The sequence below is a fragment of the Streptomyces sp. NBRC 110035 genome, assembly GCF_000829695.1.
GTDB lineage: Bacteria > Actinomycetota > Actinomycetes > Streptomycetales > Streptomycetaceae > Streptomyces.
The window spans coordinates 108714-123795 of the sequence record NZ_BBNN01000024.1 but is presented as its reverse complement, the minus strand read 5'-3'; the positions used below and the strand labels follow the sequence as shown (position 1 = coordinate 123795).

The window sequence follows — 15082 nt, the reverse complement described above, 5'->3', positions numbered from 1 at the left end:
CTCCGCTTCCACGCGGTGTCATCGGGGGTGTGTCCACGGTAGGAAGCGACAGGGCCGGGCGACAAGGAACATGAGGTGCGCGCTCACGCAGCAATGCTGCGTGTTCCCTCCGCTCCGCGCACGCCTGCTGCGCCTCGCGCGGGGACCCGCGGGCGCTACGGAGCCGGCTGGCTCGCGCCCGCCTCCGGACTCTCCGGGATCAGATGGGACAGCACCATCACACTGATCGTCTTCCGGATGAACGGCTCCGCACGGATCCGCTCCAGCACCTCCTCGAAGTGCTCCACGTCCCGCGCCCGCAGGTGCAGCAGCGCGTCGGCGCCCCCGGTCACCGTCATCGCCGCGGCGATCTCCGGATGGTTGCGCACCACCTCCGCCAGCCGCCGGGGCGGCGCCGCCCCCTCGCAGTACACCTCGACGTACGCCTCCGTGCGCCAGCCCAGCGCCGACGGCCGCACCGTCGCCGTGAACCCGGTGATCACCCCCGTCTCGCGCAGACGGTCCACCCTGCGCTTGACCGCCGTCGACGACAGGCCGACCGTCGCGCCGATCTCGGCGAAGGACGTCCGGGCGTTCGCCATCAGCGCGGTGACGATCTGTCGGTCCAACTCGTCGAACGGTGCCGGCCTGCTGCTCATACCCGCACTGTAACCAGCAGCGGCAGGCCCTCGCCGTCCAACGGGAAAGCCCACGTCCGAGCCATGTCCAGACGTGGAAATCCCCCCTAGACTCCACCTTCATGCTGCGCGCCCTCGCCGTCGACGACGAACGCCCCTCGCTGGAGGAACTGCTCTACCTGCTGCACGCGGACCCCCGCATCGGCAGTGCCGAGGGCGCCGGCGACGCGACCGGGGCGCTGCGCCGCATCAACCGCGCGCTGGAGTCGGGGCCCGACGGACCCGAGGCCATCGACGTCGTCTTCCTCGACATCCAGATGCCCGGCCTCGACGGCCTCGACCTCGCCCGGCTGCTCGGCGGCTTCGCCCGGCCGCCGCTGGTCGTGTTCGTCACCGCGCACGAGGACTTCGCCGTGCAGGCGTTCGACCTCAAGGCCGTGGACTACGTTCTCAAGCCCGTCCGCACGGAGCGGCTGGCCGAAGCGGTCCGTCGCGCCGTCGGACTGCGCGCCGCCGAACAGCGCGACAGCACCCCGCGCATCCCCGTGCACGAACCCGACCCGGACCACATAGCCGTCGAACTCGGCGGAGTGACCCGCTTCGTCGTGGTCGACGACATCACGCACGTGGAGGCCCAGGGCGACTACGCCCGCCTGCACACCGACCGCGGCAGCCACCTCGTCCGCATACCGCTGTCCACCCTGGAGGAACGCTGGCGCTCACGCGGCTTCGTCCGCATCCACCGCCGCCATCTCGTCGCCCTGCGCCACATCGGGGAACTCCGTCTCGGCACGGGCACCGTGAGTGTCCTGATCGGCTCCGAGGAGCTCCAGGTCAGCCGGCGGCACACCCGCGAACTGCGGGACCTGCTGATGTGCAGGACCACGGGCTGAGGGGAGAAGGCGTGCCCCAGGACCCGACCGAACGCCGGGTGGTCGTCACCGGCCCGCCCCGCCGCACCCGCCGCTCCTCCGGTTACTACCGCCCGCGCACCGAGATCGACGAGCAGACCACCCTCGGCCACACCTACGTCCGTTCCCTGATGCGCATCCAACTGCGCACCGGCCTGACCGTGTTCGCGGTCCTCGTCCTGCTCGTCGGACCGCTCCCGCTGGTCTTCGCGGCCGCCCCGGACGCCCGCCGGCTGGAGTGGGTGGTACTCGGCTTCGGGCTCTACCCGCCGCTGGTCCTGCTCGCCCGCTGGTACGCACGCCGCGCCGAACGCAACGAACGCGACTTCGTGCGGCTCGTCGAGGACCGCTGAGGAAACCCGGGCGCCGTGAACTCCAGTTACGCCGTACCCGCCGTGGCCCTCGTCGTCCTGGCGACCATCCTCGTCGGCGCCTTCGGCCTGCGCATCTCCCGCACCACCTCCGACTTCTACGTCGCCTCCCGCACGGTCGGCCCCCGCCTGAACGCGGCCGCCATCAGCGGCGAGTACCTCTCCGCCGCGTCCTTCCTCGGCATCGCGGGCCTGGTCCTGGTCCAGGGTCCCGACATGCTCTGGTACCCGGTCGGCTACACCGCCGGCTATCTGGTCCTGCTGTTGTTCGTCGCCGCACCGCTGCGCCGCTCCGGTGCCTACACACTGCCCGACTTCGCCGAGGCCCGCCTCGTCTCGCACGCCGTGCGGCGGCTCGCGGGCGCCTTCGTCGTCGGCGTCGGCTGGCTGTACCTGCTGCCCCAGCTCCAGGGCGCGGGACTCACCCTGACCGTGCTGACCGGTGCCCCCGACTGGCTCGGCGGAGTGATCGTCGCCGTCGTGGTCACCGTCATCGTCGCCGCCGGCGGCATGCGCAGCATCACCTTCGTGCAGGCCTTCCAGTACTGGCTCAAGCTCACCGCCCTGCTGGTGCCCGCCCTCTTCCTGGTCCTCGCCTGGCAGAGCGACGGGGCGCCCCGTCACGCCTTCGACGAACCCGCGGCCTTCCGCGAACAGCGTGTCGTCCGCGTCGACGACACCGTCGACCTGAGAATCGCCGGCCCGCTGGCCGTCACCGTGGACGGCACCGTCGACGGCCGCGAACACGACGGCACCGAGGTCCACCTGAGCGCCGGCACCCACCGCATCGACGGCGGTACCCGGCTGACCTTCGCCGAGGGGGCCGAGGTCCCTGCCGCGGGACGCGGCGCCGACGACGCCCTGACGCCCTCCCGCGCCGAGTCCCGCGAGGACCGCCCGCTGTACGCCACGTACGGACTGATCCTCGCCACCTTCTTCGGCACGATGGGCCTGCCGCACGTGGTGGTCCGCTACTACACCAGCCCGCACGGTGTCGCCGCCCGGCGTACCACCGTCGCCGTTCTCGGCCTGATCGGCGCCTTCTACCTGCTGCCTCCCGTCTACGGAGCCCTCGGCCGCCTGTACGCCCCCGAGCTGACCCTCACCGGTGACGCGGACGCCGCCGTGCTCCTGCTGCCCGGCCGGATGTTCGGGGGAGTGGGCGGCGACCTGCTCGGCGCGCTGGTCGCCGGGGGAGCCTTCGCCGCGTTCCTGTCCACGGCCTCCGGGCTGACCATGGCCGTGGCCGGAGTGATCACCCAGGACGTCCTGCCCTCGCGCGGCGTACGGCACTTCAGGCTCGGCACGGTCCTCGCCATGGCCGTCCCGCTCCTGGCCAGCTTCCTGGTCGGCGGGCTGCCGGTGGCCGACGCCGTGGGGCTCGCCTTCGCCGTGTCGGCCTCCTCGTTCTGCCCGCTGCTCGTCCTCGGCATCTGGTGGCGCCGGCTCACCCCGCCCGGCGCGGCGGCCGGCATGCTGGTCGGCGGCGGCTCCGCCTTCCTCGCCGTCGCCGCGACCATGGCCGGCTACCCGGGCCGGGGCGCGTGGCACGCGCTGCTCGCCTGGCCCGCCCTGTGGTCGGTCCCGGTGGGCTTCCTCACCATGATCCTGGTCTCCCTGGCCACCCCCGGCCGGGTGCCGCCCGGCACGGCGGCGGTGCTCGCCCGGTTCCATCTGCCGGAGGAACTGCGAACGGAGGTGTCGTCCGCGTGAGCGGATTCCTGGCGGGCCTGTGCGTCGCCGTCCTGCCCCTGCTGGCCGCAGGCTTCTGGCTCGGCCGGCGCACCGCACGGTCGCCCGGCCTCGCCGGCCTCGGCACCCCCGTCGAGCACGCCACCTTCGAGACCCTGCACACCGCTTCCCTGGCCACACCCCCGCTCCGTGCCGGACTGACCGAGGAGACCGCCGGCCGGTCCGCCCGCAAACTGCGCTCCCTGCTCGGCACCGACGCCCTGTGCCTCACCGACCGCGAACAGGTCCTCGTCTGGGACGGTGCCGGCGCCCATCACCGCACCGAGATCATGGAACGCCTGGCCGGCCCCCTCGAGTCCGGACGCGGCGAGGCCTTCCCGCTCACCTGCGACACCCCCGACTGCGCGGTGCGCTGGGCCGTCGTCGCCCCGCTCACCGTCGACGACCGGGTGCACGGCGCCCTCGTCGCCTGCGCGCCCCGCGAGTCCGCGGTCCTGGTCCGGGCTGCCGCGGAGGTCGCCCGCTGGGTCTCCGTCCAGCTCGAACTCGCCGATCTCGACCAGTCCCGCACCCGCCTCATCGAGGCCGAGATCAGGGCGCTGCGGGCCCAGATATCCCCGCACTTCATTTTCAACTCACTCGCCGTGATCGCCTCGTTCGTGCGTACCGACCCCGAGCGGGCCCGCGAGCTGCTGCTGGAGTTCGCCGACTTCACCCGATACTCGTTCCGCCGGCACGGCGACTTCACCACCCTCGCCGACGAGCTCCATGCCATCGACCACTACCTGGCGCTGGTCCGGGCCCGCTTCGGCGACCGTCTCTCCGTCACCCTGCAGATCGCCCCCGAGGTGCTCCCGGTCGCCCTGCCCTTCCTCTGTCTGCAGCCCCTGGTCGAGAACGCCGTCAAGCACGGCCTCGAGGGCAAGGCCGACAAGTGCCACATCCAGATCACCGCACAGGACACCGGTGCCGAAGCCCTCGTCGTGATCGAGGACGACGGCGCCGGAATGGACCCCGGCCTGCTGCGCCGCATCCTCGCCCGCGAGGTCGACCACACGGGCGGCATCGGCCTGTCCAACGTCGACGACCGGCTCCGCCAGGTGTACGGCGACGACTACGGCCTCGTCATCGAGACCGCGGTCGGCGCGGGCATGAGAGTCACCGTCCGGCTGCCGAAGTACCAGCCGGGCGTGCACCTGGCGGGCCGGCTCACACCGAAGTGAGCCGCCCGCCGGGTGGGTGCCGGGGGAGGCCCGGCCAGGGCCTGTCCGGTGGCTCAGGCGCTGCGTGTGGTGACCATGGCGAGGGTGATCAGCCCCAGGACGACCCAGCCGAACCACAGCCATCCGTTGCTGCCGAGCGCCACCGTGTAGGCCGTCACGACGACGAGTCCGCCGACGGTGAGTACTCCCATGGTCTTCGTCGAGGTGGAACCGTTGCTGGAACCGGGCATCGCGACACCCTCCTCATGGTTCGGTTCTCTCCATGGTGCCTCCGTTCTGCCGCTTTACCGTGCACACGACGACATGCAGGCCCGTGTCCCAGGACAGCTCACCGGTCCACGACCCGGCTTCGTGGACGGACGGGTCGAAGCCGTAGTCACGCGGCGGCACGTCACGGGCGCAGGCCGCGTCCGCCAGTGCGCGCGCCTCGGCGAGCGTGACCTCCTCGCCCAGTCGGGTGAACCCGAGTACCTGCTCCTCGTACCGGCCACCGCACGGCACCAGCAGGGCCCGACGCCCCGGACGCGTGTCCAGGCAGTCCCGGCGCTGCATCGGCACGGTGTCCGCGAACGCCGTGCCGAACGGGCGGCGGTCGCCGAGCGGTCCGTACACCGGCCCCCGCGCCCCCAGGACCAGACAGGCGGTGCGCCGCCCGCTCTCCTCGAAACCGTCCGGGGCGGGGACGACGGCGAGAGGGAGTTCCGCGGCCATACGCCCGCGGAACTCCCGGGTGGCCTCCTCGCACCGGGCCGGACCCAGCTCCCGCGCCTCCTCGGCGGAGGCGGCCCCGACGAACCCCATGACCTGCCCGTCGACCTCCCGGCCCGCCGCGCCCGCACAGGCCGGTTCGACGCTGAGCCGGGGCACGCCGGCGAACCGGTGGCCGCCGGGCCAGACGGCGCGCACGCAGTCGCCCCGCTCGAGCGGTTCGGCGAGTCCCACGGCGTCCCCGTACGGTGCCGTCGCCCTCCCGCCGTCCGTCCGGCCGGCCAGCGCGTACCAGGCACCGCCCAGGGCCAGCAGCACACCGAGCCCGACGGCGACAGCCGCCCGCAGGACGGGACGGCGCGGACGCTGGTGTGCGGGTGCGGGTGCGGGCGCCGTGCGTCCCGCGGCAGCCACCTCTTCAGTGGCTCCCGCGGGTGCTGTGGTGCCCGCGGGCAGGGCCGGTGCGGCCCAGGGCGGCTGGGAGCCCAGGCCGGTGGGCGGCCGGGCGTACGACTCCGACTCGGGTGTGACGAGCCGCGACAGCTCAGCCTCCAGCGCCCGTGCGGACGTCCGCCGCCGGGGGTCCTTCTCGAGCAGGCCCCGCAGCACCGGCTCCAGGGCGCCCGCCCGCACCGGCCGGCGCGGCTCCTCCGTGACGATCGCCGCGATCGACGCGAGCGGTGACCCCCGCTCGAAGGGGCCGCGTCCCTCGACACCGTGGTACAGCGTGCAGCCCAGGGAGAACAGGTCGGCGGCCGGTGTCGCCGGCCTCCCGGCGGCGCGCTCCGGCGCCGGCCGGCCCGCGGTGCCGGCCACCCCGGACGCCGTGGTGTGCCGCGGCTCACCGGTGCCCGGCTGCACGGAGATGCCGTAGTCGGTGAGCAGGACCCGCCCGTACGGCGCGCCGGTGCGGTCCGGGGCGAGCAGGATGTTCGCCGGGTTCACGTCCCGGTGGAGCACGCCCCGCTCGTGACCGGTGGTCAGCGCGTCCAGTACGGCCAGCCCGATCCGGGCACATTCGGCGGGAGCGAGCGCGCCGCGCCGGGCGACCAGCTCCCGCAGGTCCGCGGCGCCCGCCACGTACTCCATGACGATCCACGGCAGGCCCTCGTGCTCCATGACGTCGTGCACGGTCACCACATGCGGGTGATCACGCAGACCGGCCGCGTGCCGGGCCTCCGCGCGAGCACGGGCGACCCTGGGCTCCCGCTCCTGGCCCGGCCCGGCCGGATCGTCGAACACGATCTCCTTGAGGGCGACCTCACAGGTGAGTCTCTGGTCATGGGCCAGCCAGACACGTCCCGTACCACCCCGGCCCGGCCGGCGCAGCAGCACATAACGGCCGGCGACGACCCGGCCCGCTCCCGACGACGACGCGCGCAGTGCCATGACCGCCTCTCCCCCCGGCGACCGCTTCTCCCTCCGGCGGTTCGCCCCTGGCGGCTCATGCTACTGAACGGTGGCACCTCTCAGGTGAATCGGGGAGAAAGTGAGCGACAGGGGGAGAAGGGGGGAGGAAGTGGGCGAAAGGGTTCATTTCCCGGTGGTGTGCAAGGAGGCCAGATAGGCGTTGTACGCCTCGAGTTCCTTGTCCCCGTCGCGGTCCGCGGCCCGGTCGGTGCGCTTGGCCTGCCGCTGGTCCGAGGCGTACCACTGGAACAGCAGTGCGATCAGCACCAGCACGGACGGGACCTCGCTGAACGCCCAGGCGATACCGCCGGCCGCGTTCTGGTCGGACAGCGCGTCGATGCCCAGCGAGCCCGGAGGGTTCTGGAAGCTCGTCACCATCGGCGCGGACGCCATCATCAGCGCGATGCCGAAGAACGCGTGGAACGGCATGCCCGCGAACAGCTCCAGCATCCGCATCAGATGGCCCGGCCGGTGCGGGCCCGGATCCACGCCCATGATCGGCCAGAAGAACACCAGGCCGACCGCGAGGAAGTGGACCATCATCGCGATGTGGCCCACCTGGGAGCCCATCAGGAAGTCGAACAGCGGGGTGAAGTACAGCCCGTACAGGCTCGCGATGAACATCGGGATGGTGAACAGCGGGTGGGTGACGACCCGCATGTAGCGGCTGTGCAGCAGCATCAGCAGCAGTTCGCGCGGCCCCTTGCTGCCGCGGGCGGCCGGCGGCAGGGCGCGCAGCGCCAGCGTGATCGGGGCGCCGAGCAGGAGCAGGATGGGCGACACCATGCTGATGACCATGTGCTGCACCATGTGCACGCTGAACATGACCATGCCGTAGTCGTTCAGCCCGGTGCACATCATGAGGCCGATGCTCAGCACGCCGAGGGCGAACGACACGGTCCGTCCCACCGGCCACTTGTCGCCGCGCCGCGTCAGGCGCACGACCGCCCAGCCGTACAGCGCCAGTCCCAGCAGGCAGGCGACGAGGAAGAAGGGGTCCGCCGACCAGGCGAGCCCTCGCCCCAGCGTGAACGGCGGCAGATCCATGGTCATGCCGTGCCCGCTGTGATCCATCCGCCGGCTCCGTTTCGTGGGGGTTGTGCGCCGTCTGTCCGCACCAGACTAGAACCGCCCCCGGCCGCGGCTGCGACCGGGGGCGGCTTCGCCCGGTGGCTGCCGGAGCGACGACGGGCGGCAGGTGCTACAGGACACACTCCGACTCGGCGTAGCGGTCCTCGGGCACCGTCTTCAGCGTCTCGACGGCCTCGGCCAGCGGCACCGTCACGATGTCCGTCCCGCGCAGCGCGGTCATCCGTCCGAACTCCCCGCGGTGCGCGGCCTCAACGGCGTGCCAGCCGAACCGGGTGGCCAGCACCCTGTCGTACGCGGTCGGGGTCCCGCCGCGCTGGGTGTGTCCGAGGATCACCGGACGCGCCTCCTTGCCGAGCCGCGCCTCCAGTTCGACGGAGAGCTGCCGTGCGATCCCGGCGAACCGCTCATGGCCGTAGACGTCCTTGCCGCCCTCGTCGAAGTCCATGCCTCCGGCCCGCGGCTTGGCGCCCTCCGCGGCGACCACGATGGCGAACCGCTTGCCCGCCGAGAACCGCGCGCCGACCTTCGCGGCCAGCTCCTCGATGTCGAAGGGCCGCTCCGGCACGACGATCGCGTGCGCGCCGGCCGCCATGCCGGAGTGCAGGGCGATCCAGCCGGTGTGACGGCCCATGACCTCCACGATGAGCACCCGCTGGTGGGACTCGGCGGTCGTCTTCAGCCGGTCCAGTGCCTCGGTCGCCACACCGACGGCCGTGTCGAAACCGAAGGTCACGTCGGTGACGGAGATGTCGTTGTCGATGGTCTTCGGCACGCCCACTATCGGCAGGCCGTTGTCCGACAGCAGCCGGGCCGCCTTCAGGGTGCCCTCACCGCCGATCGGGATGATCGCGTCGAGGCCGAGCTCCTGGACGTGCCCCCTGGCCCGTGCCACCCCGTCCCGCAGATGCTCGGGACGGACCCGGGAGGAGCCGAGGATGGTGCCGCCGAGGGAGAGGATGCCGCCCACCGCGTCGAGGTCGAGCTTGAGGTAGTCGCCCTCCAGGAGGCCCTTCCAGCCGTCCCGGAAACCGATGACCTCGTCGCCGTGGTCGACGACGGCACGGTGCACGACGGAGCGGATGACGGCGTTCAGGCCGGGGCAGTCGCCGCCGGACGTGAGGACACCAATACGCATAGCCCGAAACAACCTTCTAGCCGTGGGCCGGGACCGGACCGCGTCGTCCGGCTCGATCCCCGCCACCCTAGCGGCACCGGGGGGTGGGACCGAAGAGCGCGTCCGCCCACTGGACGACCGCGCTCACCTGTGCGAATCAGCCGTCAGACGGGCCGGGGGCACCGGCCCGTCCGAGGGGGCACAGGGGGTCGCGGGGTCTACGCGGGCTGCTGCGAGGCCGAGATGCGCTCGTCCCTCAGCGCCTCGTACCAGTGGTCGTCGGTCGGCGGCAGCGCGTTGACGTCGAGCGCCAGCTTCAGCATCAGGTCCGCGATCTGCGGGTTGCGGGCCAGCACCGGACCGTGCATGTACGTGCCGAACACGGTGTCGTTGTAGGCGCCCTCGGTGCCGTCCCCCGTGCCGTTTCCGTTGCCGAAACGCACCCGGGCGAGCGGGCGGGCCGTCGGACCGAGGTGGGTGACGCCCTGGTGGTTCTCGAAACCGGTCAGCGGCGGCAGCCCCAGCGGCGGGTCGATGTCGCCCAGCACGTCGCCGACGCACCGCGCGCCCTCGCCGCGCACCGAGACGACGTCGAGCAGGCCCAGGCCGGGCTCCCGCTGGCCGAGGTCGTTGATGAACTCGTGGCCGAGGATCTGGTAGCCGGCGCACACGGAGAACACGATCGCGCCGTTCCCCACCGCCCGGTGCAGGCCGCCGTCCCGGCGCAGCCGCTCGGCCGCGAGCCGCTGCGGACGGTCCTCACCGCCGCCGATCAGGTAGATGTCGCCGGACGTCGGGATCGGCTGGTCGCTGCGCACGTCGAGCCGGGACACGTCGAGGCCGCGCTGCCGGGCCCGGCGCTCCACGACGAGCACGTTGCCCTGGTCGCCGTAGGTGCTCAGCAGGTCGGGGTAGATCCATACGATCCGCAGACCGTTGTCGCTCATGAAGTCACTGTCCTTGTGAGTACGTCGCGATGCGTCGCCGGCGTCAGTTGCCGACGCGGCGGCGCAGGTCCTGGAACGCGGTGTAGTTGGCGATGACCTCGATCCGGCCGGGCGGGCACTGCTGGAGCGCCTGGTCGAGGTCCTCGCAGACCTGGAACTGCTGGTTCGCCACCTCGAGCCGCACCGCGAGGTCCAGCTTCCGGTCGCCGAGGACGACGATCGGGTGGCCGGTGAGCCGGGTGTAGTCGACGTCCCACAGCCAGGAGGTGTCGGTGCCGTCGGCGGAGCGGGCGTTCACCGACAGGATCACCGGGGTGGGCGGCGGGTCGATGAGGGAGAACGTCTCCAGCCAGCCCGCGGGGTTCTTGGCGAGCAGCAGCCGCAGGTCACGGCCCTGGTGCTGGACGACGTCGTACCGGCCGGCGACGGCCTGCACCTGGTACATGCGCTCCAGGGCGACCTGCGGGGGCACTCCGAACACCGCGGCGACGGCCGCGGAACTCGCGGCGTTGGCCTTGTTGGCGCGGCCCGGCAGCTGGAGGTGGATCGGCCAGGCGGAGCCGTGCGGGTCGAGGACGTGGTCGCCGGAGAGTGCCCAGCTCGGGGTGGGCCGGCGGAAGCCGCACTCGCCGCAGAACCAGTCGTTGCCGGGGCGCTGCATCACGCCGCCGCAGGACGGGCAGGACCAGGCGTCGTCCTTCCACATCTGGCCCGCGGCGACCCAGATCACGTTGGGGGAGGAGGACGCGGCCCACACGACCAGAGGGTCGTCGCAGTTGGCGACGACGACCGCCTTGGAGCCGGCCAGGCCCTCGCGCCAGTTCTCCGCGAGCATCCGGGTCTCGCCGGCCCGGTCGAGCTGGTCGCGGGAGAGGTTGAGCAGGGCGATGCACTTGGGGTCGGTGTCGCGGGCGACACCGGCGAGGTACTTCTCGTCGACCTCGATGACGCCGAACTTCGACTCCGAGCCGCCCGCGAGCGCCGAGGTGATGCCCGCGGGCATGTTGGCGCCGAGGGCGTTGGACACGACCGGTCCGGCGGCCCGCAGGGCCTCCGCGATGAGCCGGGTGGTGGTGGTCTTGCCGTTGGTCGCCGACACCAGGATGCAGTCCAGGTTCTGGGCGAGCCGGGCGAGGAGATCGGGGTCGAGTTTGAGCGCGACCCGGCCGCCGATCACCGAACCGCTGCCGCGTCCCGCGGCGCGTGAGGCCGCTGCGACCGCCTTGCCGGCGGTCACGGCCAGCTTGGCCCGCGGCGTGAGCGGGTCCGAGTTGCCTGCCATCAAGTCTCGATCCTCCTTGCGTACGCGCCGCGCCTGTGGCTGACGGCCACGTGGTGTGAACCTCAGCCTATCGAGATCCGTTCGCACTCCAGAACCACGTCACCACCCATGGGACGGGAGTTGCTGCCAGGACCGTACTCTGGCCGCCATGCGAGACGGTTCCATCCCCGGTGTCCACGGTCGTGTCCGGCCCCTCACACTGCTCGGCGACCCGGTGCTGCACGCGCCCTGCGAGGAGGTGACCGACTTCGGCCCGGAACTGGCCCGGCTCGTGGAGGACTTGTTCGCGACGATGTACGCCGCGCAGGGCGTGGGCCTGGCCGCCAACCAGGTGGGAGTGCCGCTGCGGGTGTTCGTGTACGACTGCCCGGACGACGAGGACGTCCGCCATCTGGGACATGTGGTCAACCCGCGGCTGGTCGAGACGGACGGCGTGGTGGTGCGCGGCCCGGAGGGCTGTCTGTCGCTGCCGGGCCTGGAAGCCGGGACGGAACGTCACGACCACGCGGTCGTCGAGGGCCGTACGGTGACCGGGGAGCCGGTCGCCGTGCACGGCACGGGTTTCTTCGCCCGGTGCCTGCAGCACGAGTGCGACCACCTGGAGGGACGCGTCTACGCCGACCGCCTGACCGGCTGGCGACGGCGCAGGCTCACCCGCCAGGCGCGGCGGGCCTCCTGGAGCGGGCGGGACCGGGCGAAACGAGCAGAGCAGGCGGAGCAGAGGGAAAGAGAAGGGTGAAGGGGGCGGACTGCTCCGGAGCGGTCGGCGGGACCGGGGCTCAGAACCCGGGTCCGCCGACCCGGTCGCCCGCCGCCGCCAGCCGGCCCCACAGCAGGTCGGCCAGGCTGCGCACCAGCTCGGCCCGGGAGCACGGCCGTTCACCGAGCCACCAGTCACCGGCCGCGTGCATCATGCCGACGATCCCGTGCCCCCACACACGGGCCAGTTGCTGGCTGCCGGGGCCGAGGTCCAGTCGCTCCTCGATGACCTGGGCCAGTTCCTCGCCCATGCGCCGCAGCAGCGGCGCCGAGTGTCTGCCGACGTCGAAGCCCTGGTCGCCGGGCGAACCCTCCGCCGGGTGCATCAGGAACCGGTACACCTGGGGGCGCAGCTCGATCGCCGCGAGATAGGTGTCCAGGGTGTTCTCGACCCGTTCCCGCCGGTCGGCCGGGGCGTCCAGAGCCGCCCGCAGCGAGGCCAGCAGGGCGTCGGTGTGCCGCTGGGCGAGGGCGGCGTACAGTCCCCCCTTGTCGCCGAAGTGCCGGTAGAGGATCGGTTTGGTGATGCCCGCCTCGGCGGCGATCGCGTTCATCGAGGCGTGCGGGCCGTCGCGCAGCACCACCCGGTCGGCGGCCTCCAGCAGCTCGCGCCGGCGGCGGTCGGCGGACCTCTGCTGATCGGTCCGCTGTGTGGTGTCCATGATCTCTCCCCACCCCTGCTGATTCGGTGACGCCCGGGCAAACTAACACTGACGGTGTGACCTGCGGCGGACGGGACGTCGGGAGGGCCGGGGGAGTTGACTTTTCCTACTTGCCGGTAACAGACTCTGGTTACTGCAAGTAACATGCGCGTGCGCCGCCGCTGGAGGGGACATGGCCGAGTTCACCATGGAGCTCAACGACGAACAGAAGGAAGTCCGGGACTGGCTCCACGGCTTCGCCGCCGATGTGATCCGCCCCGCGGCCGCCGAGTGGGACGAGCGCGAGGAGACTCCCTGGCCGGTCATCCAGGAGGCGGCCAAGGTCGGCATCTACTCGCTCGACTTCTACGCCCAGCAGTACTTCGACACCACCGGTCTCGGCATCCCCATGGCGATGGAGGAACTGTTCTGGGGCGACGCGGGCATCGCCCTGTCCATCGTCGGCACCGGCCTCGCGGCCGTCGGCGTCCTCGCCAACGGCACCGAGGAACAGATCGGCACCTGGATCCCCCAGATGTACGGGGAGGCCAACGACGTCAAGGTCGCCGCCTTCTGCTCCTCCGAGCCCGACGCCGGCTCCGACGTGGCCTCCCTGCGTACGCGTGCCGTGTACGACGAGGCCAAGGACGAGTGGGTGATCAACGGCACCAAGACCTGGGCGACCAACGGCGGCATCGCCAACGTCCACGTCGTCGTCGCGGTCGTCGACCCGGAGCTCGGCTCCAAGGGGCACGCCTCGTTCATCATCCCGCCGAACACCCCCGGCTGCTCCCAGGGCCAGAAGTTCAAGAAGCACGGCATCCGGGCCTCGCACACCGCCGAGGTGATCCTGGACGGCGTCCGCGTGCCCGGTTCCTGCCTGCTCGGCGGCAAGGAGAAGCTCGACGAGCGCCTGGCCCGCGCCCGGGAGCGGGCCAGGCAGGGCGGGGAGCGGGTGAAGAACGCCGCGATGGCCACCTTCGAGGCGTCCCGCCCCGCGGTCGGCGCCATGGCGGTCGGCACCGCCCGCGCCGCCTACGAGGTCGCCCTGGAGTACGCGCAGACCCGCGAGCAGTTCGGCCGCCCGATCATCGACAACCAGGGCGTCGCCTTCCAGCTGGCCGACATGCGCACCCAGATCGACGCCGCCCGCCTCCTGGTGTGGCGTGCCTCCTGGATGGCCGTGAACGGCAAGCCGTTCACGGCGGCCGAGGGCTCGATGTCCAAGCTGTACGCCAGCGAGACCGCCAAGACGGTCACCGCCCAGGCCATACAGATCCTCGGCGGCAACGGCTACACGCGTGAGTACCCGGTGGAGCGCATGCACCGCGACGCCGCGATCTACACGATCTTCGAGGGCACGAGCGAGATCCAGCGCCTGGTCATCGCCCGCACCCTGTCGGGCATGCCCATCCGCTAGGTACGGACGCCGGCGGCCGGGGGCGGGCAACGAGGGCGGCACGGCGGCGTGGTTCACGTTCCGGGCGCCGTGTCGCCGGAGGACTGCCGTGCCCCGGCCCGCCGGGCGCCGTGTCGTTTCGGGTGACGTCCACCGGCTCCTGGGAGACCATGGTGGGGGAACCGGTCACCCCACGGACCGGCCGACCGACGCGACGGAGACCGCGATGACGCGCACGGCCCGGGAACTGCTGGAGACGATCACGCGGGAACTGGCCCCGGACCCCCGGTCCAACCCGCTCGTACCGCTGATCGCCCGCGGTGAGGCCGGCCGGGACACCCTGGCCGCGCTCGCCCTGGAACAGAGCCGGGTGATACCCGCCGACCGCCGTGCCTTCCAGCACCTGGCGGACCGGTCCGCGGACCAGCCGGGGGCCGCCGCGTACTTCACCGCCCTCGCCGGGGGCGAGGACCTGGCGGCGGCCCGGCTGGACGCCTTCGCCGCCGCCTGCGGCGTGGACCGGGAGCGTGCGGCGGCGTACGATCCCCTGCCCGGCTGCCAGGCCTATCCCGCCTACGTCGCCTGGCTGGCCCTCAACGCGGCACCGGCCGACGCCGTCCTCTCCGTGACCGCCAACTTCTCGGCCTGGGGAGGCTACTGCGCCACCATCGCCCGGGCGCTGCGCACGCACTACGGCTTCACCGACGAAGCCTGCGCGTTCTTCGACCTCTTCGCCGAACCGGCCCCCGACCTGGACCGGACGGCGGCGGAAGCGGTCCAGGACGGCCTGGACACGGGCCGCCTCGACGAGAGCCTGGCGCGGCGGTACGGCCACCTGCTGCAGAGCTACGAGTCGCTGTTCTGGAGGACGCTGCTCCGGCCGGTCTGAACACATGACCGGCGGCCGCCGGCCGCA

The 15082-nt window shown here is 72.3% G+C and carries 15 protein-coding genes; 7 read left to right on the top strand and 8 right to left on the bottom strand.

Going from position 1 to position 15082, the window contains the following annotated elements; all coding sequences use genetic code 11:
- Nucleotides 1-155: 155 nt before the first annotated feature.
- A complete protein-coding gene (locus TU30_RS14580) occupies nucleotides 156-638 on the bottom strand; it encodes an Lrp/AsnC family transcriptional regulator (RefSeq protein ID WP_042169625.1) in 483 nt (160 codons plus the stop codon).
- Nucleotides 639-739: 101 nt separating this feature from the next.
- Between TU30_RS14580 and TU30_RS14575 the strand changes: the two genes are divergently transcribed.
- Genes TU30_RS14575 through TU30_RS14560 form a run of 4 tightly spaced genes read left to right on the top strand, consistent with a single transcriptional unit; the run spans nucleotide 740 to nucleotide 4814 of the window.
- Nucleotides 740-1510, top strand: coding sequence for a LytTR family DNA-binding domain-containing protein (locus TU30_RS14575; protein WP_042169624.1), 771 nt, complete (start codon nucleotides 740-742; stop codon nucleotides 1508-1510).
- An 11-nt stretch (nucleotides 1511-1521) separates the two neighbouring features.
- Nucleotides 1522-1881, top strand: coding sequence for a hypothetical protein (locus TU30_RS14570; RefSeq protein WP_042169623.1), 360 nt, complete (start codon nucleotides 1522-1524; stop codon nucleotides 1879-1881).
- 15 nt (nucleotides 1882-1896) lie between these two features.
- Complete coding sequence (locus TU30_RS14565) at nucleotides 1897-3612, top strand: cation acetate symporter (RefSeq protein ID WP_042169622.1); 1716 nt, start codon at nucleotides 1897-1899, stop codon at nucleotides 3610-3612.
- Nucleotides 3609-4814, top strand: coding sequence for a sensor histidine kinase (locus tag TU30_RS14560; RefSeq protein ID WP_042169620.1), 1206 nt, complete (start codon nucleotides 3609-3611; stop codon nucleotides 4812-4814). The genes TU30_RS14565 and TU30_RS14560 overlap by 4 nt, the downstream gene beginning before the upstream one ends.
- A 53-nt stretch (nucleotides 4815-4867) precedes the next feature.
- Here the strand turns inward: TU30_RS14560 and TU30_RS35370 are convergent, their stop codons facing one another.
- From TU30_RS35370 to TU30_RS14530, 6 genes are all read right to left on the bottom strand, one after another.
- Nucleotides 4868-5044 carry a hypothetical protein gene (locus TU30_RS35370; RefSeq protein ID WP_042169618.1) on the bottom strand — a complete coding sequence of 59 codons (177 nt, stop codon included), beginning with the start codon at nucleotides 5042-5044 and terminating at the stop codon, nucleotides 4868-4870.
- 13 nt (nucleotides 5045-5057) lie between these two features.
- Nucleotides 5058-6911, bottom strand: coding sequence for a serine/threonine-protein kinase (locus tag TU30_RS14550; protein WP_042169616.1), 1854 nt, complete (start codon nucleotides 6909-6911; stop codon nucleotides 5058-5060).
- 144 nt (nucleotides 6912-7055) lie between these two features.
- Nucleotides 7056-8006, bottom strand: a complete 951-nt coding sequence (locus tag TU30_RS14545) for a cytochrome c oxidase assembly protein (protein ID WP_042169614.1) — start codon at nucleotides 8004-8006, stop codon at nucleotides 7056-7058.
- Nucleotides 8007-8133: 127 nt separating this feature from the next.
- Nucleotides 8134-9159 (bottom strand): 6-phosphofructokinase, encoded by a 1026-nt coding sequence (locus TU30_RS14540; protein ID WP_042169611.1) that lies wholly within the window; start codon nucleotides 9157-9159, stop codon nucleotides 8134-8136.
- Nucleotides 9160-9356: 197 nt separating this feature from the next.
- A complete protein-coding gene (locus tag TU30_RS14535; protein ID WP_042169609.1) occupies nucleotides 9357-10085 on the bottom strand; it encodes a type 1 glutamine amidotransferase in 729 nt (242 codons plus the stop codon).
- A gap of 43 nt (nucleotides 10086-10128) precedes the next feature.
- Nucleotides 10129-11367 carry a MurT ligase domain-containing protein gene (locus TU30_RS14530; protein ID WP_042169607.1) on the bottom strand — a complete coding sequence of 413 codons (1239 nt, stop codon included), beginning with the start codon at nucleotides 11365-11367 and terminating at the stop codon, nucleotides 10129-10131.
- 148 nt (nucleotides 11368-11515) lie between these two features.
- Between TU30_RS14530 and def the strand changes: the two genes are divergently transcribed.
- Complete coding sequence (def, locus tag TU30_RS14525) at nucleotides 11516-12106, top strand: peptide deformylase (protein WP_042169605.1); 591 nt, start codon at nucleotides 11516-11518, stop codon at nucleotides 12104-12106.
- A 40-nt stretch (nucleotides 12107-12146) separates the two neighbouring features.
- Here the strand turns inward: def and TU30_RS14520 are convergent, their stop codons facing one another.
- Entirely contained in the window at nucleotides 12147-12788 is a 642-nt protein-coding gene (locus tag TU30_RS14520; protein ID WP_042169602.1) for a TetR family transcriptional regulator, read from the bottom strand.
- A gap of 172 nt (nucleotides 12789-12960) precedes the next feature.
- Here TU30_RS14520 and TU30_RS14515 point away from each other — a divergent pair, with 172 nt between their 5' ends.
- Complete coding sequence (locus TU30_RS14515; protein WP_042169600.1) at nucleotides 12961-14187, top strand: acyl-CoA dehydrogenase family protein; 1227 nt, start codon at nucleotides 12961-12963, stop codon at nucleotides 14185-14187.
- A gap of 205 nt (nucleotides 14188-14392) precedes the next feature.
- Complete coding sequence (locus TU30_RS14510) at nucleotides 14393-15055, top strand: hypothetical protein (RefSeq protein ID WP_042169598.1); 663 nt, start codon at nucleotides 14393-14395, stop codon at nucleotides 15053-15055.
- Nucleotides 15056-15082: the final 27 nt, after the last annotated feature.